This window comes from Streptomyces sp. NPDC003247 (assembly GCF_042888135.1).
GTDB lineage: Bacteria > Actinomycetota > Actinomycetes > Streptomycetales > Streptomycetaceae > Streptomyces.
Genome location: NZ_JBIAPF010000014.1, coordinates 179,366 through 200,591 on the forward strand (window position 1 = coordinate 179,366; position 21,226 = coordinate 200,591).

Here is a 21,226-nt window from a genome sequence, read left to right on the forward strand (position 1 = left end):
TAGGGCAACGGGAGTACGCCTGTCGGGTGAACGGGGAACAACTTTCGGGTTGCCCGGGAGGGTCAGCGGATGATCGGGGGCACGGGAGGAGGCGTGCTGCACAGGGCGTGGACGGCTGACCGCGCCGCTCGCTCCACGGCGGAGATGCCGTGCTCCATGCTGGGGCTGCCGTAGGAGAGGACGACGAGGTGGAACGCGCTGCCGTGCGCGGTGACCCGCCCCATGCTGTTGACGGCCCAGCGCTGCGACTGGGAGCGCTGGAGCCAGCCGTTCTTGAGCTGCCGGCCGGTGCCTTCCGCGGAGACTCCCCAGGCCTGGTCGTCGTCGATCTGGCTCATGAAGGTCCGGATCAGCCGGCGGGAGTCTCCGCTGAGCGGTGACCGGTCGGCGAACACGGCGTCCAGCAGCCTGAGTTGGTCCGTCGCGGTGGTCCGCGTGAGGCCCCAGTGGAAACCCGGTCCCGCCTGGGTGGAGGTCAGCCCCAGCGTCCTGTTGGCGTCGGTGAGTCCCGGGCCGCCGCCTATCCACCGCCACAGGGCGTCCGCGGAGTCGTTGTCGCTGCTGCGGATCATCGAAGCGGCGGTGTCCGTCTCCCACCCGGTGAGCGGGCGGTCCTCGTGCTGGGCACGCAGCAGCAGGGCCGCCAGGATGTCCACCTTCGACAGGCTCGCGGTGATGTGGTGCCGTGCGCCGTACACCGCCCGGCGGCCGGTCGCGGGCTCCAGGACGGCGACCGACAGCTGGATGCCGCTGCGGGTCCGGATCGGTTCGAGCGCACGGGCGAGCGCGGTGTCCGCGGGGGTCGGGGACGGCGTACGGGTGCCGTGGCCGGCCGGCGCGGCGCGGACCGGACTGCCGTCGGCCGACGTCGGGGACGCCGGGTTCCGCTGGGGAAGGTGCCCGACCGGGTCACCGGTCGTGTGACGGCCGGTGGCGGCGCAGCCCATGAGCAGGGCGACCGCCGCCGAGCAGGCGAGCGCGAGCCGTATCCGCTCGCGTCGCGCGCGGGGCCCGTCGCGTCCGTCCGGACCGGAGCGGACCAGGTGGTGTCCTGTCCCGCGGGACGGACGGGCAGGGGGGTATGACGACATCGAAGATCCTCGATCGCACGGGCGGGCAGGGGCCGGAACGCATCAGCACGCCTTCAGTCTTTTCCGGGGTGAGGCACGCCGCACCCCGGTGCGTTTTCACCCCGGCGGCGCAACGCGAGCGGTGGCGCGGACCGGCTGACGGGCCCTCGGAAGCGAGCGGAGGGCCCGTCCCTCGCGGTCTCGCGCGCCTGCCGTGCGCCGCCGGGGCACGCGGCGACGTCCCCTGCCGGCGGGGCCGTGGCCCGTGTCCACACCACTCGTGCCGGTGAGCGCCTCGCGGCGTTCGGAGGAGTCGGGCGGACCGGTGGGCCGCATAGCCTGCCTCCGTGAGCGACATCCATGAACTCCAGCTGAACCTCGACCTGCCCGGCTCCCTCCCGCCCGCCGATCTCGCGCTGCTGCGCCGGCACCTCGGGGAGGAGACCGGAGAGCCCCGGCACCCGGACGCCTACCCCCTGCTCTCCGCCCGCGGGCCCGCCCATCGCATCGGCGGAACGCTCGTCGGCGAGCTCGCACCCGGTGCACGGGGTTGGGCGCTCACCGTCCGGCAGGAGGTGCATCCCGACGAGTTCGACGAGCTGCGCGTCCTCGTGACGTGGCTCGCCGCGCGGACCAGCACCTTCGGCACCATCGGCTGTCTGCGGTTCCTCGAACACGACATCCCCGACGTGCTCGTCGCCGACCCCGCCGCCGGTACCGCGCGGCGCCTGGCCCTGACGCCCGAGGGCTCACCGCGGGACGAGCTCATACCCGATCCCTGGAGCTGACCGCTTCCGGAGCGGAACGCCGCCGCGTGCCCGCCCAGGCCCCGGACTTCGGTCCGGGGCCTGCCGCGTTCCCCGGCGCGGCATCCCCCCGACACACCAACGTCCGTACGGGCGCGGTGCCCGTGTCGTCGGCCGTTTGACGCCTCAATGGATAACGGCTAACTATTGGCGGGTCGTCGTGGGGAGGGACGAGCCGTGCAGGACGTCGTGCTGGCGCTGCTGGTCAAGGAGCCGTCGCACGGCTACGAGCTGCGCAGACGGTTGCGGGAGGCGCTCGGGCCGTTGGGGGAGACGCTGAACGCGGGACAGATCTACGTGACCCTCACCCGGCTCGAGAAGGCGGGATGCGTCGTCCAGGAGCGGGAGGACGTGCCCGAGCGGGGCCCGCGGCGCAAGGTGTACGCGTTGACCGCCGCCGGCCGGGAGCGGGTGGCCGCGTGGCTGGGCGAGAGCACGGGGCCCAGAACGGACGTGCCGGAGTTCCACCTGAAGCTGGTGGCCGCCGCCGAGTCCGGCCTGGCCGATCCGTGCGCGCTCGTGGACACGCGGCGGCGGGAGCTGATGCGCGCACTCGCCGAGGCGCAACGCGCCGCCCTCGCACACGGGACCGACTCGGAGGCCGGCCTGCTCCTGGAGGGCATCACGCTCCGCCTCCAGGCCGACCTGCGCTGGCTGGAGGCATGCGGGCGGACCTGGGCCGTCCACACGAAGAAGGGGAAGGCGGAGGGATGACGAGAGACGTACGGCGGGTCATACGCCGGTCACCGCACGGGGGTTGGGCCGGCGAAGCGGGCGCGCGGCCGACGCCGGACCCCCTCGACGCACCGGAGACCCGCGACGCGCCGGAGACCCTCGACGCACCGGAGACCCGCGACGCGCCGGTGCTCCGTGCCGTCGGGCTGTCGCGGCTCTACGGCGAGGACGAGAGCCTGGTACGGGCCGTCGACGACGTCGACCTCGACGTCCCGGCCGGGCAGACGCTCGCCGTGACCGGGCCCAGCGGCTGCGGCAAGTCCACGCTCCTCCAGCTCCTCGGCGGGCTCGACCGCCCCACCGACGGCGAGGTGTGGCTCGGCGGGCGGCGCATCGACCACCTCGGCGAGCGGGCGCTGGCCAGGCTGCGCCGCCGGGCCGTCGGGTTCGTCTTCCAGGACTTCCACCTCATGGACGAGCTGACCGCGGCGGAGAACGTCGAACTGCCCGCGCTGCTCGCCGGGGCCTCGCCGCGCGCCGCCCACCACCGGGCCGCCGGACTCCTCGAACGGGTCGGGCTCGCCGACCGCGCCCGGCACCTGCCCTCCGAACTCTCCGGAGGGCAGCGGCAGCGGACCGCCGTCGCGCGCGCCCTCGCCAACGAGCCGCTGGTCGTCCTCGCCGACGAACCGACCGGAAACCTCGACAGCGCCGCGACGCACGAGATCCTCCGGCTCTTCGAGGAACTGCGCGCCGGCGGGCAGACCCTCGTCGTGGTCACCCATGACGAACGCGTCGCCGCCACGGCGGACCGTGTCGTCTCCCTGCGCGACGGAACACTGGCCGACGACACCGGTCTCGACGACGGCGGCGGCACACGTCTCGGCGCGCTGCTGGACTGGGAGGGCTGACCGTGGGACACCTGCTGCTGATGTGGCGCCTGGTCGCGCGCGACATGCGCCGCCGTCCCGGCGAGGCCGTCATGTTCCTGCTCGCGGTCACCACCGCCACCGCCTCCCTGACCCTCGGGCTCGCGACCACCGACGCCGTGGCCACCGCGTACCTGAAGACCCGCGCGGCCACCGCCGGCCCCGACATCACCGCCATCACGACGGCGACGGACCCGTCCGACCTGGCCGGACGCCTCGCCCACACGCCCGGTGTGGCCGCGCTCGCCGACCCGGTCTTCGCGTTCGACACCACCGTCCGGGCACACGGCCGGAGCGCGCACTCCTCCGTCGAGGGGCGGGACGGCTCACCGTCCGCCGTGGACCGGCCGCTGGTGACGTCCGGCACCTGGGTGCGTTCCGGCGGCGCGGTGGTCGAGCGCGGCTTCGCGCAGGCGCTGGGCGTGCGCGTCGGCGACCGTGTCACCATCGGCGGGCGCGGCTACCCGGTCGTCGGCATCGCGATCAGTGCGGCCACCCCGGTGTACCCGTGGAGCGACTGGGCGCAGGGGCCCGGGCCGAGCGACTACGGCGGCAGGATCTGGCTCACCACCGCCGACACCCGCGCGGCGGCGGGCGACACGGCCGGGGTGTACCTGATCCATGTGAAGCTGTCCGACCCCGCCGCGACCCTCCGATGGCGCGACACCGTGTTCACCCCCGGCCTCAGGGGCGACTCCTGGGTCAACACCCACCACTGGCAGGGCGTCCTCCTCACGGACTCGAACATGATCCGCAACACCCGGCCCGCCCTGGTCGTCGGCGGCTGGCTGCTCGCCGTCGCCGCAATCGTCACCCTCGCCGCGCTCGCCACCGGACGCGCCACCCGCGACAACCGGCGTGCCGCACTCCTCAAAGCCGCCGGCGCCGGCCCGGGCACGGTCGCCGCCCTGCTGACGGCGCAGTACCTGCTGCTGACCCTCCTGGCCACCACGCTCGGACTGGCCACCGGGACGCTGGCCGCACCCCACGTGGTCGACCCCAGCGCCGGGCTGCTCGACACCGTGGGCCCCCCGGACTCCGGCACCGTCACCGCCGCGGTCCTCCTCGCGGTCGTGGTCGCCCTGACCGGCGCGCTCGGCCCCGCCGTGCGCGCCGCCCGCACCAGCACCGTCCACGCCCTGGCCGACCTGGCGCACCTGCTCACGCACCACCCGCGCCTGAACGCCGTGACGGCGTACCTGCCGACGTCGCTGCTGTTCGGCGTCCGGCTGCTCGCCCGCCGGCCCGGCCGCGCCGCCCTGGCCTCCGCCGGCACGGCCGCCACCACCGTCATGGTCACCGCGCTGCTCACCTGGCATGCCGAGCTCGACGCGGCCCCCGACTCCCGGCGGTTCGGCCCCATCGAGGTGCGGGTCGACCAGACCGACCAGGTTCTGCTCGCCGTCACGCTCGCGCTGGTGGCACTGTCCACGCTCAACGCCGTGCTCCTCGGCTGGAGTTCCGCGGTGCAGGCCCGGCGCGCCCTGTCCGTCGCCCGTACCCTCGGCGCCACCCCCGGCCAGGTCGTCGCGGCGCTCTGCTGCGCGCAGCTCCTGCCCGCCGTGCCCGCAGTGGCGGCGGGTGTTCCGGCCGGGCTCGGCCTGTACTGGTTCTTCGGCACGCAGATCACGCCCCCGGGAGCGTGGCTGCTCACCGCCGCGCTCACCGTCCTGACGGGGATCGGGGTGATGACCGCCCTGCCCGCGTGGGCCCACACCCGCAGCCCCGCCGGGGGCGTCCTCTACGCCAAGTCGGCGTGAGGGGCCGTCCGCCCGGGCCGCCGGGACGCGCCGTGGTGGCGGCATGCACCAGGCACGCACCAGACATGCGCCAGGCACGCACGCCGGCACCCGCAGGGGCCGGCGGTGTCCCGCCCGGGTGCCCGCCGCCGTATGAGAAGGAGTCGTACGAACCGGTCCGGTTCCCGGATCGGTGTGCCGGTCTCCGCGTTATCTTGCTCGGGCAAAGGACCGTTTCCGAGAACAGCCCGGCGTCACCGCTGTCACCCTCGGCCCCTTGCCACGTCGTCGTGGTCACAGCGGGAAGGGCTCTCTCGTCAGCCCGACAGGGCGTCGCAGGCATGGAGTGGGGCATGGGCGCACAGGACGCGCAGGACACGGCCGGAAGGCTGCGGGCGATCGGCGACGAGCTGTCGGACCGTTTCTACGAACGGGCCGACGTCGTAAGGACGTTGGTGGTGGCGCTGCTGGCCGGACAGCACTCGTTGGTGCTCGGCCCGCCCGGAACGGCGAAGTCCGAGATGGCCCGGGAGCTCACGGGCCGGATCGAGGGGGCGGCCTACTGGGAGATCCTCCTGTCGAAGTTCACCGCGCCGACGAGGATGTTCGGGCCCGTCGACGTCGCCGCGCTGGCCCGGGGCGAGTACCGCCAGGTGTACGAGGGCCGCGCCACCACCGCGCACGTCGCGTTCATCGACGAGATATTCAAGTGCTCCACGGCGGCGCTGAACGAGACGCTGGGCTATCTCAACGAGCGGATCTACCACCCCGAGAGCGGCGGCGAGCCCATCCGCTGCCCCCTGATCGGGGCGATCACCGCGAGCAACGAACTGCCCGCCGGGGAGGATTCGGCCGCGATCTACGACCGGCTGCTGGTGCGGATCGAGGTCAAGTACCTGGAGGACCCCTCGAACTTCGCCGCGCTCGTCCGCTCCGCCGTCAGCCGCCCGGCGGCACCGACGCGGACCACCGTCGAACTGGCCGCGTTACAGCACGCCGTGACCGAAGCCGTCCCGGCCGTGGACGTCCCGGACGCGATCGTGGACGCGGTGTGCACGCTGCGGGCCGCCCTGCGCCGCAAGGAACTCGTCGCCTCCGACCGCCGCTGGCGGCAGGCGGTGGGCCTGCTCCAGGCGTCCGCGTACCTCGACGGCCGCCCGGCGGTCGCCGAGACCGACCTGTCGGTGCTGACGCACGTGCTGTGGGACTCCCCCGCCCAGCGCCCGACCGTCGAGCGCGAGGTGCTGCACCTGGTCAACCCCGACGCCAAGGAGGCACTCGACCTGGCCGACACCATCGAGGAACTGGAGGCCCAGCTCGACGCCATGGCCGGGCAGTCCCGCGAGGCGCTGAGCGAGTGGGTCATCAAGAAGGCGCACCACCAGCTCGCCATGGCGGGGAAACGGCTGGAGAAGCTGCGCGAGGAGGCGGCGGGCGCCGGCCGCTCCACCGCCGCCATCGACCGGGTCACCGGCCGCCAGCGTGCCGTCCGCGCCCGCGTCCTCACCGAGGCCCTCGGCATGGACGCGAGCATGGTGCAGGCCCAGCTCTGACCACGGGGAGGGAACGATCATGGGCGGGACACCGAGCGGGCTCGACGACCTGGTGGGCCGGGCCGGGAAGTGGCTGGGCCTGTCCGACGCCGCTCCCCGGCGGCACACCACGGCCGTGGTCGCGGACCGGTTCGACCGGATCACCTGGCGCGACACGTACCACCAGTCGGCCGCGCTGCGCGACCTGTCCGACGAACTCGACGCGCGCCACGACGGCACCACCGACCTCCTCACCGACACGTTCCTGGCCGCCTACAAGGTCCGCCCACGACTGCGCGAGCAGGCGGAGATGGACCCTTCCCGGCTGGTCAACCACCAGGTCGTCACCTCACTGACGGAGTCGCCGGAGTTCGCCGAACTGCGCCGGGAGACGGCCGGCGACCCCTACGCCGCCGCCATGGCCGTACTCGCCCAGGCCGCCGCGCTGCGCCGGATCCTGGAACACTCCCGCGACGCCAGGGAACAGGCGGAACGGGCGCGGAAGGCCCAGCGGGAGGCCGAGGGCGCGGCGGCCGTCGTGGGCGAGGCGCTCCGACAGGCAGCCGACCGGGCCGACGAGGACGGCAGCGTGCCGGCCCCGGCCGCCGACGCCGTGCACCGGGCGATCGAGGCCGCGGACGCCGCCGGGGCCGCCGCACGGCAGGCCGCCCGGGCCGCCGCGCAGGCCCTCGCGGCGGCGACCCCCGGCCTCCGTGCCGCCGCACGCGGCGCGGCGGCGCAGGCCGCCGAGGCCGCGCGCGAGGAGGCCGCGCTGATGCGGGCCTGGGGCGTCGGTGCCGGCGCGCTGGAACGGATGCCGTTCGACCGGCGCGCCCGGCTCGCCCAGCGACTGCGCACGGGCCGTCTCGCCCGATGGGCCGAACTGATCGGCCGCTTCCGGCAGATGGCCGACGGCGAGCGGGCCCGCCGGGTGGAGAACGCCGCCGGGGAACTGGTCGGCGTCACGCTCGGCGACGACCTCTCCCGGGTCATCCCCTCCGAGCTGGCCGGCCTCGGCCTGCCTGAGTTGCGCGCGGTGTTCGCCGCGCGCTACGCCGCCGGGGAGCTGATGCTCTACGACAGCCAGGGGGAGCAGACCACCGGCCGGGGTGCCGTCATCGCGTGCGTGGACACCTCGCACTCCATGTACGAGGCCGGGCCCGGCGGCATCACCCGGGAGGCGTGGGCCAAGGCGTGCGCCCTGGCCCTGCTGGACCAGGCCCGCCACGCGGGGCGGGACTTCGTCGGCATCCTGTTCTCCGCCGCCGACAAGCTCCAGGTGTTCCGCTTCCCGGCCGCCCTGCCCGCCGACACGGCCCGGGTCCTCGACTTCGCGGAGACCTTCCTCGGCGGCGGCACCGACTACCAGCGGCCGCTGTCGGCGGCCGGCGAGCTGCTGGAGGAGGAGTTCAACGACGCCGCCCGCGCACGCGGCGACATCGTGATGATCACCGACGACGACTGCGGCGTCACCGAGGAATGGATGCGCGGCTGGAACGACACCAAGCACCGGCTGGGCTTCCGGGTCTTCGGCGTGGCCCTCGGCGCGCCGCGCGCCGCCGAGGACGGCTCGGTCCTGGAGGCCCTGTGCGACAACCTCCGCTCCGTCGAGGACCTCACCGACGTCCACGCCGCCGCCGACCTCTTCCGCGTGATCTGACCCGGCCGCCCTCGCCGCGCGGCCGCTACGGCGCCGGCCCCGCAACGGGCGGGCCCACGGGTCCGGTTGGCCTCCGGTCAGGCGGCACGGCGGTCTGCTATAGGTTCGATCACATCCCGTCGCCGGACGGGCCCGGACCTACGCGTGAGGGACCTCGTATGGCCATCATCCACCACACCACCATGACCCCCACCAAGCTGGAGCTGCTCACCGGCTGGCTGCCGAAGCAGAGTTGGTACGTGGGCGACGCGGAAACACCGGAGCTGGTCAAGGCCGGCGGGTTCCGGCTGGACGACCCGGAGGGCGCGGTCGGGATCGAGTTCATGGTCGTGGCGGACACCGCCGCGCGGGAGCCGGTGGCGTACCTGGTGCCGATGGGCTACCGCGGCGCGGCGCCGGCGGACGTCCCCGGCGAGGCGCTGATCGGCACCTCCGAGCACGGGGTGCTCGGTACCCGGTGGATCTACGACGGCGTCCACGACCCGGTGGTGACGGCGCAGTTGCGGGCCCTCCTGCGCGGTGAGGCGACGCCGCAGCACCAGAGCGAGAACGACACCCCCGACCCGACCGTCACCGTGCACGGACCCGGCCCCGGCGACGGCTTCGACGTCCGGGTCCACCGCGTCCTGCGGCCGGCCGAGGCCGCGCCGACGCCCTCCGGACACCTCGTCGCCGGATGGACCTGGCCTGACGGAACGGCCGCACGGGGGGTGTTCGCGGACGTCGCCCCGCGGTGACCGACGCCCGCCGCCGTGGTGACCGAGAAGCGCGTCGGTGACTCGGCCCGCGCCGGCCTTCGCGGCCCTGGACTCGCGGCTGACAGCGGCCGGTTTCAGCGATCCGGGTGCCGCGGACCGCCCATGGGTCCGCTGGACTCTCGCGCCCGGCGCCTCCACCGCCGAACTGGAGGGCGAGCTGCGCGAGATGGCGGCCACGGGGATCGCCGGCGCCGAGATCGGCCAGGGCTCGTTCCCCTCCACCGGCCAGCTCGCCGCGCTCTACCGCACCGCCAACTCCCTCGGCATCACCCTCAGCCTCTCCCACGGCCCGGTCAGCGCCCCGGACGGCTTCTCCATCGACGACGACCAGGCGCGCAAGCAACTCGCCTACGGTTCCTCCCCCGTCGGCGGAGGAACCACCTTCTCCGGCGCCCTGCCCAAGCCGAGCACCACCAACCGCAGCGCAGCACCCTCGTCGCCGTCCTCGCCTTCCGGTGCGCCGCCGGCGCCTGCCCGGCCGACGGCCAGGTCACGCTCGACAAGGACTCGGCCGTCGACCTCACGGGCCGCGTGAAGGACACGGACACCGCCGGTGTCCAGGGCGGCACCACCCGCGGCACCCTCACGTGGTCGGCCCCGGCCGGTGGCGACTGGAAGCTGCTGACCTTCTGGAGCACCGGCGCCCAGGCGCAGCCGGACCTGTGGACCAAGGCCGACACGGACGTCCTCACCGACACCATGGACCAGGAGTTCGCCCCGATCCGGCAGCTGATGCGCGCCAACGGCGGCGACTTCCTCTACGACTCCCACAACGCGGACCGCGGCAGCCCCACCGACACCTGGAGCAACACCAAGGCGGCCGACTTCCGGCGCGCCACCGGCTACTCCCTCACCGACCACCTTCCGCTGCTGGTCAGCCTCCCCAGCACCGGCTTCGGCGGGGCGAGCCCCGCGTTCCAGTTCGACAGCGCGACGTCGGCCAAGGTCCGCAACGACTTCTACCAGGTGCGCACCGACCTGTGGCTCGACAACCACGTCCGCCCGCTGAAGAAGTGGGCGAAGAGCACTTACGACTACGCGGTGCGGCTCCAGCCCTACGGGGACAACGGCGCGGCGGTCGACTCCATCCAGGCCGCCGCGACCCTCGACCGGCCGGAGACCGAGACGCTCTGGTTCGGCGACGAGGTCGACAACTACCTCCCCGAAGCGTCCGCCAACCACATGACCGGCACCAAGTGGTACTCCATCGAGGACTCGGCGGCCTTGAACCAGGCCTACGCGCAGACCTGGCAGGACCAGGTCGTCCGTATGAACAAGGCCTTCGCCGGGGGCGTCACCAAGCTCGTGTACCACACCCACCCGTCCGACACGGGCAGCAGTTCGGTCTGGCCGGGCTACTCCCTGTTCCCCTCCAGCTTCTCCGGCTCCTGGGGACCCCGTAACCCGAACTGGGCGGACGCCAAGGCGTACAACGACTACTTCGCCCACAACCAGCTCGTCCTCGCCCAGGGTGAGGCCAGGACGGACGTCGTGACCGGCGGGCGGCCCTCGCCGTCGTAGCGGACCCACATCCCGTCCGGGGCGAGTGCCTGGCCGTCGACGAACTCGCCGGTCTCCTCCAGCCGGGCCGCGAAGTCGTTCATGTACCGCACCTGGGCCGCGATCTCCTGGGGCGTCCACCGGTCCATGGGCACGTCGTTGACCGGGGCCGGGGCGCCGCGGTAGTGCTTGAGCAGCAGGTACTTGGCCATGGTGTCTCTCCTCGGTGCTGGTGCGGCCCATTGTGGTCGCGTCCACCCCGGGGACGGAGCCGGTCACGGGTTCTCGACATCGCCGTCCGGGTCGTTCTTCCGCGGGGGCCCGCCGGGCGGCGCGGTGGCTCGGGCGGGCCGGTGGGCTGCGGGCCGGTGGTGGATGAGGAGCAGGGCGATGTCGTCGTTGCGGGGCGCGGAGCGCTGGGCGTGGCTGACGAGCCTGTCGGCGAGGGCGTCCATGGTCCGGCCCGGGGTGTGCGCGAGCTGGTCGGCCAGGGCGGCGATCGCGTCCTCGATGTCGGTGCCGGGTGCTTCGACGAGTCCGTCGGTGTACAGGGCGAGGACGGTTCCGGGGGGCAGGGGGATGTGGGTGGTGGGGTAGTCGGCGGCGGGGTCGATGCCGAGAAGGAGGCCGGGCGGCAGGCGGAGCATCTCGGTGCGGCCGTCCGGGTGGCGCAGGATCGGTGGGGGGTGTCCGGCGGTGGCCAGGCAGGCGCGGTGGCGGGCGAGGTCGAGGTCGATGTAGAGGCAGCTGGTGAACAGGCCGGGGTCCAGGTCGGTGAGGAGGCGGTTGGTGCGGGCGAGGACCTCGCCGGGGGGTGCGCCGGCGGTGGCGTGGACGGCGGTGCGGACCTGTCCCATGAGGGTGGCGGCCCGCACGTTGTGGCCCTGGACGTCGCCGATGGCCGCGGCGGCCGTCGCCTCGCCGAGGTGGATGACGTCGTAGAAGTCGCCGCCGATGCCCATGCCGCGGCGGGCGGGGAGGTAGCGGGCGGCCACGTCCAGGCCGGGGATGCGGGGCAGGGTGCCGGGCAGCAGGCCGGCCTGGAGGTTGCGGGCGAGCTGGTGTTTGGCGTCGTAGAGACGGGCGCGGTCCAGTGCCTGGGCGATCAGTCCGGCGATCGAGGTGAGGACGGAGCGTTCTTCCCGGGGGAAGGGACGGGGCCGGTCGTAGGCGAGGACCAGTGAGCCGACGGGCCGGCCGGAGGTGATCAGCGGCAGGAACGCCCAGGCGGCCATGCCGTCCTGGAGGACCGCGGGGGGATAGGACCGCTTCAGGTCGGCGAACGTGGCGAAGAAGCTGGGTGTGCCGGTCGTCAGGACGTGCACGGCGGGGGTGTCCGAGGTCAGGGGGGCGTGGTCGAAGCGGTCCATGAGGCCGGCGGGGTAGCCGCGGGGGCCGATGATCCGCAGCCTGCCCTCCTCCGCGGCCATCAGGGCGAGGGCCTGGGCCCCGAAGGCGGGCAGGACCTGGTCGGCGACCCTTTCGACGACGTCCTGCGCGCCGACGGCCTCGGTGAGCGTGGTGGCCAGATGCATCAGGTGGAAGAGGGCCGTGCCCCGGCCGGGTTCGACGGCGGGCGCGGGATGCACCAGTCGTGGCGGGGGCCACGCATGGGGCGAGGCGCTGGGGACGATGCGCACGCTGATGCCGGAGGCGTCCGGGTAGAGGTGGAAGGACAGCCAGTGGTCCGGCGGGCGCCGGGCGGTGAAGGACGTGGGCCGGCGGCTGAGCGCCGCGGCCCGGTAACGGTCCTCGGCGACGGGATCGGCCAGCCAGGGAAGCGCTTCCCAGGGGCGGGCGCCGAGCAGGTCGGGGATGCCGGTGCCGAGCAGGTCGGCCGCGGCGGTGGTGACGAAGGTGATCCGGCCGTCCGGGTCGAGCGCGCAGCAGCCGTCGGGGAGGCGTTCGGCGAAGTCGACCGCGGCTTGTGCCTCGTCCGGCCCGGCGACGCGGGTGCGCAGCGCCGGCATGATCCGCGGGCGGGGCCCGGCCAGCAGGGGGCGGCCGCTGTCGGCGGCCTGCCGCAGGATCAGGCCCAGGCGGTCGCAGATGTCGGCGATCGCCGCCCGCTCACGCGCGCCCAGGGTGTGCGGGTGCGTGCTGGGCCAGTGCAGCACCAGGCCGCCCCACGCGGACGGGCCGCTGGTGATCGGTGCGGCGGCCAGGGTGAAGGGGTGGGGCAGGACGAGCGCCAGTTGCGCGTAGCGGCGCGCCAGTTCCTCCTGGCCCCCGATCCACACCAGACGCCGTTCCCGCACGGCGTCGCTCACCGGGGTCGCGGCCGACAGCGTCACCCGCGCCCAGGGCGAGGCGATCCGCCACGAGATTCCGCCCAGCACCGCGAGCTGCAACGCCTGCCCGTCCGGCGACAGCAGATAGACCGCGCCGGCGTAGGCCCCGGTCTCCCGGGCGAGCCGGCTCAGGGCGCTCGCCAGCGGTTCCGGGCCGAAGTCCGCGGAGGAAGGGCCGGTCGCGGTGTCGGACACGCCTCACCTCCCCCGCACCCGGCCGAAACGGCTGCGGGCCGTGTCCGCGCTGACGACCGGGGCGGAGCCGATCGGCGGCCGGCGGGCTGCGGCCCACCGGTCGACCGCAGCCCGCCGGTCGACTGCGACCCGCCGGTCGACCGCGACTCGCCAGTCAACCGCAGCCCGCCAGTCGACCGCGACCCGCCGGTGGGCGGGCACCGCCCGGCGCGGCGGCCGCCGCCCGGTCGGCTCGGGCATCCGCGCCGCAGCGGCGGCACACGGGCGGTGATCGGCGCGTTCCCTCCGCGCGGGGCCGGTGACGCGCTGTCGCGGCACCGCCCGTGTGCGGGGCACTTCCCGTGTGCGGGGCACCGCCCGAGTGCGGGGCACCGCCCGAGTGCGGGTGAGCGAATCGGTCCCGGCCGCCACTCCCGCCCGCCGCTCCGCCGCGGCCGCCCGCCGTCGGTGTCGGGCTCGTCAGGCCGTCTGTCGGTGCGTCGGGCCGGTGTGCCGTCGGTCACGGCTGGTCGGTTCCGGCGGCGCGCCGGGCCGGCCGCGCCACGCACGTCACCCATATCAGGACCATACGCCCACCGTGTGGTGATGGCACCGCCGTCACCGGGGGCGCCGGGGCTGCGGTCGCAGTCGCCGTCACGCGGGAGGGGCGAGCGGCTGTGCCCGGTGATCGCGTGACCCAGGCCTGCCTTGCGGAAAAGGGGTGAGGGGCGGACACGGCCCGTGTTTTCATGGGCGCCATGGTGTCTGCCGAGCGTCTGCTTGCCTTCGCTGCCATGTCGTTCCTGCTGATCGTGGTCCCCGGGCCGAGTGTGCTGTTCGTGATCGGGCGGGCGTTGGCGCAGGGGCGGCGCGCCGCGCTGACGACGGTCGTGGGGAACACGCTGGGCGCCTACGTGCTGGTCATCGGCGTGGCTCTGGGGATCGGTTCGATCGTGGAGCGCTCCGTCCTCGTCTTCACGGTGCTGAAACTGGCCGGTGCCGCCTACCTGGTGTGCCTGGGGGTCAAGGCGTGGCGGCGACGTGACTCGCTCCAGGTCGCGTTCACCGCCGACAAGGCCACGCGGAGCGGTGTGCGCACGGTGTGGGAGGGGTTCGCCGTCGGGGTGGCCAACCCCAAGACCATCGTGTTCTTCGCCGCCGTGCTGCCGCAGTTCGTCGACCGCGCCCGAGGACACGTCGTGGTGCAGATACTGCTGCTCGGGCTGGTCTTCAACGTCATCGCGGTGGCCTGCGACAGTGTGTGGGGGCTGATCGCGGCAACCGGACGGGGCTGGTTCGCCCGCTCCCCCCGGCGTCTGTCCCTGGTCGGAGGGATCGGCGGACTGACGATGATCGGCCTCGGTGTCACCGTCGCCGCGACGGGTCGCAAGGACTGACCCCGCACCGCCGGGACGACCGCGTCAGCCGGCGGTTCGTGCTGTGGTGATGTGGGCGAGACCCAGACGGTGCACCGCGAGCGCCACCTGGCCGCGCAGGGAGCGGTCCCAGCCCGGTACGGCTGCCGCGATGTCCCGCTCGTAGGCGTGGGCGAGCACGGTCAGCGCCTCGTCGGGGAGCGCCGTCCCGCACCGGTGGGCGAGTGCGACCGCGGCCGTGACGCGCACCGCCTCGTCGGCGGACGTCGACGAGGCGGTCAGCGAGGCGAGTTCACGGGAGCCGAGCGGTCCGGGCAGGTGGGCCAGGGCGAGATGTGCCGAGGCCCGCGCCTCGTGGGCGCCGCACGGCACGTCGGCGAGCGCGCCCGCCAGACCGGGCACCCGGGGGAACCAGACGAGCAACGCTGCCGCGTGGGCCGCCACGGCCGGATCGGCGTCCCGCAGCCAGCGCAGGAACACGCCGGCATGACGTTCGGCCGCACGGTAGGCGGCAGCGGCCCAGCGCAGCACCACGGCGTCGGCCACGTCGGCGACCGCGTCGACGTCCGGCTCGTCCTGCTCGAACAGGACGTGGAGCACCGCCTCCTCGTCCGACGGACCGACCCGGTCGGCCTCGGCGAAGGCCCGCACCTGGTCGAAGGGCAGCTCCTCGTCGCCGCGGTCGCCGATGGCGACGGCGTGCAGCACCTGGAGCACGACGGTCCGGTCGGGCGTCGTGGGAGTGTCGACGAGCGCCACCAGCGGAGCCACCACGTGCGCGCTGGCGGGCCACCGGGTGCCCTGGTGGTAGACGCTGCCGGTGAGCGACGAGACGGCGGCACGGCGCGCCACCGGATCGGCGCCGGCCAGCGCGGCCAGGTGTCCGGGGACGTCCGATGCCCGGCCGTGGGCATGGTGGAGGACGGCCCAGTCGGTCTCCGGCGGGATACTCACCGGGCGGAGCCTACGGCACCCGCGCCACCGGCCGCACGGGCCGGACGGGCCGGACGGGCACGCGTCAGGTCTCGTGGGTGCCGGTGTCGGGGCGGGGCCGGTGTCGACAGGTGACCGTCCGGGCGGCATCGGGTGCCCGTCCGAGTGGCGTTGCGTTCCTCGCGGGCCCGCGGGAGGCAAGCTGATCTCGCTGACCCCCCACCGAGGAGCCCCGATGGCGAACATCCCCTCAGACCGGCGCTACACCAAGGACCACGAATGGTGCACCAAGGCGGGCGACACCGTCCGCGTCGGCATCAGCGACCACGCCCAGAAGCAGCTCGGCGACATCGTGTTCGCGGAGCTGCCGAACGTGGGTGACCGCCTGGAGGCGGCGGAGCCGTTCGGCAGCCTGGAGTCGGTGAAGGCGGTGTCCGAGGTCTACATGCCGGTGACCGGCACGGTGACCGCCGTGAACGAGTTGCTCAACGAGTCACCGGAACTCATCAACGAGGACGCGTACGGCGACGGATGGCTGATCGAGATCAAGACGGACGGCCCGGCGCGACTCGACGATCTGCTCGACGCCGACGCGTATCGCGCGTACTGCACCGACGAAGCGGCCGATTAGGGCGGGAAAAAAGGGGGCCGACCGAGGTGTCAGGTCCTCGGCCGGCCCCGGCTCGACGGCCGGGCGGAAGAGGCGTCAGGCCGCCCGGGCCGTGAGGTCCGCGGTGTACAGCGACCTCTCACCGGTCGGCTACGACAACACCGCCCTCGCGGCCCTGGCCCCCGTGCAGCTCAGCAGCGTCGACCAGGCAGGCCACACCATGGGCTCCACGGGGCAGTTGACCGATGCCGGGCCGCGGACCCCTGTCGGTGAGGGTGAGGAGCGGAAGGGCGGGGGCGCCCCGGGCAGCGCGCACGCCCACCCGCCCGGACACACCCGGGTTCACGGGGCCGAGTCGGGACCCACCAGGACGGCTGCGCCGTCGGCCCGGCCGGTGTCGTCCGGTCGCGCGCCGGCCGGTTCTTCGGTGGCTGGTTCTCTGGTGGCCAATTCTTCGCTGACCGGCCCCCCGCTGATCCGTTCCGCGATGGTCCGTTCCGCGGTGGTCCGTTCCGCGGTGGTCGTTCCGGGCTTCGGCGTGGTGCGGGTCGGCGTGGCGAGCACGGTGAGGCAGCCGACGACCAGGGCGATGCCGGCCCACCCCGGCAGGGGCAGACGTTCGCCGACGACCAACACGGCGAGGACGGCCGCGACGGCGGGTTCCAGCAGGGAGAGTGTGGTCGCGGTGCTCGCCGGGACGTGCGCCAGGCCCCAGCCGAACAGGACGTAGCCGGTGAACATGGGGACCAGGGCCATGTAGCCGCCGACGGCCGCGTCGGACCAGGAGTCCAGCAGCGGGGCGCCGGTGGCCACCAGCACGGGCAGGAGGAGCAGCCCGCCCAGACCGAAGACGGTACCCATGGCCGCGCCGGAGGTGACGCCGCGGCTGATCAAGCGGTGTGCCGCCCAGGAGTACAGGGCGTAGGTGACACCCGCTGCCAGGCCCAGCCCCACACCGAGCACGGTCTGCCCGGCGGACGATGCACCGCGGCCGGAGTGTCCCTGGGCCGCTTGCGCCACGCACAGCAGCACGGTCCCGCAGAGGCCCAGAGCGGCACCGGCCGTCCAGCGGCGCGTGAGGCGGCGCCCGTCCGCGACGCGTTCGATCAGGGCCGAGGCGAGCGGGGCCGAGCCGATCGACACGACGGTGCCGACGGCGACCCCGGCCAGGTGCATGGAGGTGTAGAACGCCAGGGGGTAGGTCCCCACCGCCAGCGCGCCGAGCAGCACCACACCGCGCTGTGCGCGCAGCCCCGGCGCTTCCCGGACGATACGGGGGGCGGCGATGAGGGCCTGGAGCAGTCCGCCCAGGCCCATGGCCACGGCCCCGATCGCCAGCGGCCCCACTCCCGGGGCGAAGGTCGCGGCCGTGCCGGTGGTGCCCCACAGCACCGACGCCACGAGCACGCACAGCGACCCCACGCCCGACGAGCCGGCCGCGTGTCCGGCGGGCCGCGTCACAGCCGGTCCACCAGGTCCGCCGCCATCGTCCGCGCATGCGCCAGACGCGTCCCCGCGCCCTCCAGGCCGGCGCGTGCCGTCGCGCCTTCCAGCAGGAACGCCAGATGCTCCGCCGCCGCGCGCGCCTCCTCGGGCCGCCCGGGCAGCCGTTCCGCAAGGTGCCCGGCGAGCAGGGACTCGACTTCCTCCTTGTGCCGGCGCACCACGGCCCGCCCCTCGTCCCCGGCGGGCAGTTCGGCGGCCGCGTTCAGCAGACCGCACCCGCGGAAACCGTGCTCGTAGGCGAACGCCGCGTGATCGGCGTAGGCGTCGAAGACGGCCAGGACGCCGTCGCGGCCGTCCCGGGCTCCTTCCAGCCGCCGCCGGTACAGGCCCAGCCACTCCTCGTGCCGCGCGTCGAGATAGGCCCTCACCAGGTCGGCCTTGGAGGCGAAGTTGTTGTACAGGCTCATCTTCGCCACGCCCGCCTCGGCGGTGATCGTGTCGATCCCCGTCGCCGCCACGCCGTCGGCGTAGAAGCGTCGCGCGGCGGCGGCGAGCAGGCGCTCGCGCGCGGTCCCCCGCCGCCTGGCCGGGCGCGCCGCCGCGGTACCGGTGTCGTCGCTCATCACGTTCCTCTCAGACTAGGTAGGTCAGTCTACCTAGTAAGGGGGTTGCGCGACATCCCGCTGGTGGCGGCGCCGGACTCCTGCGACGCCGGCCGTCGGCCGCCTGCCGGTGCCGGATGAGCAGAAGCGGTCGTCCACCCGGACACCGGCGCGCCTGGCCGCCGTACCGGAAGCGGGAGTCGACATCGCGGCGATGCTCCGGCCGCCGCGGCACCAGGGCGCGTACGAACAGTGTTCTTCCTCGTCAGCGCAGGGCGGTCAGCGCAGGGCGGTCAGCGCAGGGCGAAGATCCCTGGCTCGCGGCGCATGGACATGTGGTTGACGACTATGTGGCCGCCCGTCACCGGGATCAGTTCGGGGCGGATCGAGAGGGCCGCGTCCTCGGCGGCGTCCGTCTCGACGCGGCCGCGTTCCGTTCCGGCGTCGTCGAGCAGGATGACGAGCGCGCCCCCGTCGTCCGCCAGGACCCCGATGCGTCCGTCCGGCTCGCGGGCCAGGCCGTAGAAGGCGAGGGGGTCCGCCGTGTACTCCCAGACCTGGTGGCCGTCCTTCAGGGAGTGGGCGACGACCACGTCCGGGACGCGTTCGTCCCGCTCGGCGAGTGTGACCAGCAGGTCGCCGAGGACGAGGGGCCTGCTCTCGCTGCCCGTGCCCGCCCAGATGCCCCGCGGGGCGACCAGTTCACCGGCCGGCCCGGACAGCGGCACGGTCACGGTGGGTGTGCCTCCGCCGTCGAAGCCGAACAGGGCGCGGGTTCCGCGGTGGTTCTCCTCCGACACCGCGACCACCACCGGTGTCACGGAGACCACCGCGGCGGTGGCCGGGGAATCGATGGGCAGACGCCTGCTCCACCGCTCCCCGCCCGTGCGGGTGTCCAGCGCGACCAGCCGTGCGACGGCACCGCACTGTTCGACGAGGAGGGTACGCGTGTCGGTGGCGTCCACCGCCCGGACCTCGCAGTCCCCCGCCAGGACCCGCCGCCACCGCTGTTCTCCCGTTTCGGCGGAACCGGCCCGCACCACACCCTCCTGCGCGGTGACGGCCGTGGCACCGCCGACGGCGAGTCCGCCCGCGACGAGCCCGGCGCCCGTGACCGACCGCCGCCACAGCACGTGCCCGTCGGACGTGCGCACGGCGACGAGCGTCGCGCACGGCCCGTCCCCCTCTCCGTAGGCGACGAGGCCCACACCCTGTTCCGCCCGGGGACTCATCGCGCAGACGGCTTCCCCGGCCGGCGCGGGCACCGTCCAGTGCACGTCGCCGTCACGGACTCCGTACGCGAAGAGCCCGTCGGTCCTCCCCCGCACCACGACGTCCCCCAGCCCCCAGGCGCCGGGCCCCTCGTCGTAGCGGCCGCCGGTGGCGGGCACCTGCCAGGCGACGGTCGCCTTCGCGGAGCGCCCGGACGCGGAGGGAGTCCTCGCCTCCGGATCCCGCTCCCCCGCGGCGGGCGTCCCGCGAGCCGGACCCTGCTCGGCCTCTTCACCGGGCCAGAGCGTGAGGAGGACACCGGCCAGAGCCAGGCACACGGCGACCGCGAGCGTGCCCCGCAGGGGGACGGCCCGCCCCGGAGGGACACCGTTCGCCTCGCTCGGCCGCGGGCCGGCCGCGCCGCCCGGCGTCGGCTCCGCCTTCGCGGCCGCCTCCACCGCGTCCATGACACCGACGACACCGACGCCGACACCGGCGTCCGCACCGGCGTCGTCGGCCACCGCCACGGCAGTGGCGTCTCCAGCGGTGCGTCGCCCGTCGCCCGGCCGCTGCGTCCGCCCACCCACGGCGAACCCCCCGAGAAACGCGCTCACCAGGCCGGCGCTCCAGAGCAGCACCCGCGCCGCGGGCCCGGCGGACACATCCGTCGCCGGCAGCACGACCGCCGCTCCGAGAACACCACCGGACAGAAGAACGACGACCGCGCGAGCCGCTGTACCCCCACGCATCCCCCACCCCCGAGCATGCACGCCGAGCCTTCCCCTGCGGGACGGAATGTACCGCCCCTCGGCCTGGAGCCTTTCGCCCCGTGCGGACCTGTTCCGCCGGGAGCGGGGCGCGGCGTCCCGGAGCGCGCGGCGCCACCGCGCACACTGGTGATTCAGCCGATGGCGCCGGCGGCTCGCCCCACGACTCTGGTCGGGTCAGGCACCCCGCATCCCCGCACCCCCGCCAGGAGGGCTCCATGCGTCGTCGTTCTCCGCGCCGGTTTCTCGGCGTTCTCGCGGCCGCCACGGTCGCGTTCACCCTGTTCTCCTCCGCGTCGACGGCCGGCGCGGCCGACACCGCGAGCCAGGCCGCCTCGACCTCCTCCGCCGCGCGGTCGGCCGACGCGGCCGTCCAGCCGCTGTCGACCAGCACGCCGGTCGTCTTCGTCCACGGGTACACCGGCAGCGCGTCCAACTGGGTCACCGCCATGAGCGTCTTCCGGCTCAACGGCTGGTCGAGCTCCAACCTCTTCGCCTACGAGTACGACTCCTACGGCAACAACATCACCAACGCCCAGGGCCTCGCCGCCTTCGTCAACAACGTGAAGTCGCAGACCGGTGCGAGCAAGGTCGCGATCGTCAACCACTCGATGGGCGGCCTCGTCAGCCAGTACTACCTGAAGGTGCTGGGTGGCAACACCAGCGTCAGCCACCTCGCCTCGATCGCCGGCGCGAACCACGGGACCACCTACGCCGGCGCCTGCCTGATCTACACGACGTGTCAGCAGATGTACCCGGGCTCCTCGTTCATCTCCCAGATCACCTCGGGCGACGAGACGCCGGGGAGCACCCAGTACGCCACCTGGTACTCGGCGTGCGACGGCGTCATCATCCCCTACACCAGCACCCGGCTGGACGGCGCGACGAACAACAGCGTGCTCTGCCAGACCCACATCGGATTCCTGGCGGACACGAGCGTGCTGGGCGAGATCGCCGACTTCATCGCCTCCTGACCCGCCGCCCGCCCGAAACCCCGGTGCCGCCCGGCACCAGGCGGCCCCCACGATCGACGTGGGCCCCCCCCCCCCCCCCCCCCACCCCCGGGGCGGGGGGGCCGGCGGGGGGGGGGGGGCCCCCCCCGCCCCCCCGCCCCGGCGCGGGCCGTACCCGGGGGCCGGGGCCGCG

Annotated in this window: 18 protein-coding genes and 1 pseudogene; 12 read left to right on the forward strand and 7 right to left on the reverse strand. The window is 74.3% G+C overall.

Annotated elements, in window-relative coordinates; all coding sequences use genetic code 11:
• Nucleotides 1-62: 62 nt before the first annotated feature.
• Nucleotides 63-1,091: a serine hydrolase gene (locus ACFYWQ_RS36235; RefSeq protein WP_389522664.1), complete on the reverse strand. Its 1,029-nt coding sequence runs from the start codon at nt 1,089-1,091 to the stop codon at nt 63-65.
• Nucleotides 1,092-1,417: 326 nt separating this feature from the next.
• Here ACFYWQ_RS36235 and ACFYWQ_RS36240 point away from each other — a divergent pair, with 326 nt between their 5' ends.
• The 9 genes from ACFYWQ_RS36240 (at nt 1,418) to ACFYWQ_RS36280 (ending at nt 10,690) form a co-directional block, all read left to right on the forward strand.
• On the forward strand, nt 1,418-1,858 hold the full coding sequence (locus ACFYWQ_RS36240) for a hypothetical protein (protein ID WP_389522666.1): 441 nt from the start codon (nt 1,418-1,420) through the stop codon (nt 1,856-1,858).
• Between the two features lie 195 nt (nt 1,859-2,053).
• Nucleotides 2,054-2,590 (forward strand): PadR family transcriptional regulator, encoded by a 537-nt coding sequence (locus ACFYWQ_RS36245; RefSeq protein WP_389522667.1) that lies wholly within the window; start codon nt 2,054-2,056, stop codon nt 2,588-2,590.
• The gene (locus ACFYWQ_RS36250; RefSeq protein WP_389522668.1) at nt 2,587-3,462 is read left to right on the forward strand and encodes an ABC transporter ATP-binding protein; all 876 of its coding nucleotides are present in this window, start codon (nt 2,587-2,589) and stop codon (nt 3,460-3,462) included. The genes ACFYWQ_RS36245 and ACFYWQ_RS36250 overlap by 4 nt, the downstream gene beginning before the upstream one ends.
• Before the next feature lie 2 nt (nt 3,463-3,464).
• Complete coding sequence (locus ACFYWQ_RS36255) at nt 3,465-5,240, forward strand: FtsX-like permease family protein (protein WP_389522671.1); 1,776 nt, start codon at nt 3,465-3,467, stop codon at nt 5,238-5,240.
• A gap of 332 nt (nt 5,241-5,572) precedes the next feature.
• On the forward strand, nt 5,573-6,772 hold the full coding sequence (locus tag ACFYWQ_RS36260) for an AAA family ATPase (RefSeq protein ID WP_389522673.1): 1,200 nt from the start codon (nt 5,573-5,575) through the stop codon (nt 6,770-6,772).
• Nucleotides 6,773-6,791: 19 nt separating this feature from the next.
• On the forward strand, nt 6,792-8,411 hold the full coding sequence (locus ACFYWQ_RS36265) for a VWA domain-containing protein (RefSeq protein WP_389522675.1): 1,620 nt from the start codon (nt 6,792-6,794) through the stop codon (nt 8,409-8,411).
• A gap of 158 nt (nt 8,412-8,569) precedes the next feature.
• Nucleotides 8,570-9,148 carry a 1,4-alpha-glucan branching protein gene (locus ACFYWQ_RS36270; RefSeq protein WP_389522677.1) on the forward strand — a complete coding sequence of 193 codons (579 nt, stop codon included), beginning with the start codon at nt 8,570-8,572 and terminating at the stop codon, nt 9,146-9,148.
• A gap of 37 nt (nt 9,149-9,185) precedes the next feature.
• A complete protein-coding gene (locus ACFYWQ_RS36275) occupies nt 9,186-9,704 on the forward strand; it encodes a hypothetical protein (RefSeq protein ID WP_389522679.1) in 519 nt (172 codons plus the stop codon).
• Entirely contained in the window at nt 9,701-10,690 is a 990-nt protein-coding gene (locus ACFYWQ_RS36280; RefSeq protein WP_389522681.1) for a glycosyl hydrolase, read from the forward strand. The genes ACFYWQ_RS36275 and ACFYWQ_RS36280 overlap by 4 nt, the downstream gene beginning before the upstream one ends.
• Here ACFYWQ_RS36280 and ACFYWQ_RS36285 read toward each other — a convergent pair.
• Both ACFYWQ_RS36285 and ACFYWQ_RS36290 read right to left on the reverse strand, forming a co-directional pair.
• Nucleotides 10,612-10,881 (reverse strand): annotated as a pseudogene (locus tag ACFYWQ_RS36285) (hypothetical protein); the annotation flags it as partial. The gene ACFYWQ_RS36280 and the pseudogene ACFYWQ_RS36285 sit on opposite strands and share 79 nt — an antisense overlap.
• A gap of 63 nt (nt 10,882-10,944) precedes the next feature.
• On the reverse strand, nt 10,945-13,155 hold the full coding sequence (locus tag ACFYWQ_RS36290; RefSeq protein ID WP_389522682.1) for a SpoIIE family protein phosphatase: 2,211 nt from the start codon (nt 13,153-13,155) through the stop codon (nt 10,945-10,947).
• A gap of 737 nt (nt 13,156-13,892) precedes the next feature.
• On the opposite strand from ACFYWQ_RS36290, the gene ACFYWQ_RS36295 reads away from it, so the two are divergent.
• On the forward strand, nt 13,893-14,531 hold the full coding sequence (locus ACFYWQ_RS36295) for a LysE family translocator (RefSeq protein ID WP_389522684.1): 639 nt from the start codon (nt 13,893-13,895) through the stop codon (nt 14,529-14,531).
• A gap of 24 nt (nt 14,532-14,555) precedes the next feature.
• Here ACFYWQ_RS36295 and ACFYWQ_RS36300 read toward each other — a convergent pair whose 3' ends face one another.
• The gene (locus ACFYWQ_RS36300; RefSeq protein ID WP_389522686.1) at nt 14,556-15,464 is read right to left on the reverse strand and encodes a hypothetical protein; all 909 of its coding nucleotides are present in this window, start codon (nt 15,462-15,464) and stop codon (nt 14,556-14,558) included.
• Nucleotides 15,465-15,678: 214 nt separating this feature from the next.
• Here ACFYWQ_RS36300 and gcvH point away from each other — a divergent pair, with 214 nt between their 5' ends.
• The gene (gene gcvH, locus ACFYWQ_RS36305; protein ID WP_389522687.1) at nt 15,679-16,074 is read left to right on the forward strand and encodes a glycine cleavage system protein GcvH; all 396 of its coding nucleotides are present in this window, start codon (nt 15,679-15,681) and stop codon (nt 16,072-16,074) included.
• Nucleotides 16,075-16,395: 321 nt separating this feature from the next.
• Here the strand turns inward: gcvH and ACFYWQ_RS36310 are convergent, their stop codons facing one another.
• The 3 genes from ACFYWQ_RS36310 to ACFYWQ_RS36320 all read right to left on the reverse strand — a co-directional run bounded on the left by ACFYWQ_RS36310 (nt 16,396) and on the right by ACFYWQ_RS36320 (nt 19,840).
• Nucleotides 16,396-17,514: a DMT family transporter gene (locus ACFYWQ_RS36310; RefSeq protein WP_389522689.1), complete on the reverse strand. Its 1,119-nt coding sequence runs from the start codon at nt 17,512-17,514 to the stop codon at nt 16,396-16,398.
• Nucleotides 17,511-18,122: a TetR/AcrR family transcriptional regulator gene (locus ACFYWQ_RS36315; protein WP_389522690.1), complete on the reverse strand. Its 612-nt coding sequence runs from the start codon at nt 18,120-18,122 to the stop codon at nt 17,511-17,513. Before ACFYWQ_RS36315 ends, ACFYWQ_RS36310 begins: the two co-directional genes overlap by 4 nt.
• Before the next feature lie 272 nt (nt 18,123-18,394).
• Complete coding sequence (locus tag ACFYWQ_RS36320; protein WP_389522692.1) at nt 18,395-19,840, reverse strand: PQQ-binding-like beta-propeller repeat protein; 1,446 nt, start codon at nt 19,838-19,840, stop codon at nt 18,395-18,397.
• Nucleotides 19,841-20,298: 458 nt separating this feature from the next.
• On the opposite strand from ACFYWQ_RS36320, the gene ACFYWQ_RS36325 reads away from it, so the two are divergent.
• Nucleotides 20,299-21,054, forward strand: a complete 756-nt coding sequence (locus ACFYWQ_RS36325; RefSeq protein ID WP_389522693.1) for an esterase/lipase family protein — start codon at nt 20,299-20,301, stop codon at nt 21,052-21,054.
• Nucleotides 21,055-21,226 lie beyond the last annotated feature (172 nt).

Coding starts and splice junctions, on each gene's coding strand:
- ACFYWQ_RS36260 (WP_389522673.1), top strand. CDS start 5,573: ATGGGCGCACAGGACGCGCAGGACACGGCCGGAAGGCTGCGGGCGATC.
- ACFYWQ_RS36295 (WP_389522684.1), top strand. CDS start 13,893: ATGGTGTCTGCCGAGCGTCTGCTTGCCTTCGCTGCCATGTCGTTCCTG.
- ACFYWQ_RS36250 (WP_389522668.1), top strand. CDS start 2,587: ATGACGAGAGACGTACGGCGGGTCATACGCCGGTCACCGCACGGGGGT.
- ACFYWQ_RS36235 (WP_389522664.1), bottom strand. CDS start 1,091: ATGTCGTCATACCCCCCTGCCCGTCCGTCCCGCGGGACAGGACACCAC.
- gcvH (WP_389522687.1), top strand. CDS start 15,679: ATGGCGAACATCCCCTCAGACCGGCGCTACACCAAGGACCACGAATGG.
- ACFYWQ_RS36325 (WP_389522693.1), top strand. CDS start 20,299: ATGCGTCGTCGTTCTCCGCGCCGGTTTCTCGGCGTTCTCGCGGCCGCC.
- ACFYWQ_RS36270 (WP_389522677.1), top strand. CDS start 8,570: ATGGCCATCATCCACCACACCACCATGACCCCCACCAAGCTGGAGCTG.
- ACFYWQ_RS36315 (WP_389522690.1), bottom strand. CDS start 18,122: ATGAGCGACGACACCGGTACCGCGGCGGCGCGCCCGGCCAGGCGGCGG.
- ACFYWQ_RS36265 (WP_389522675.1), top strand. CDS start 6,792: ATGGGCGGGACACCGAGCGGGCTCGACGACCTGGTGGGCCGGGCCGGG.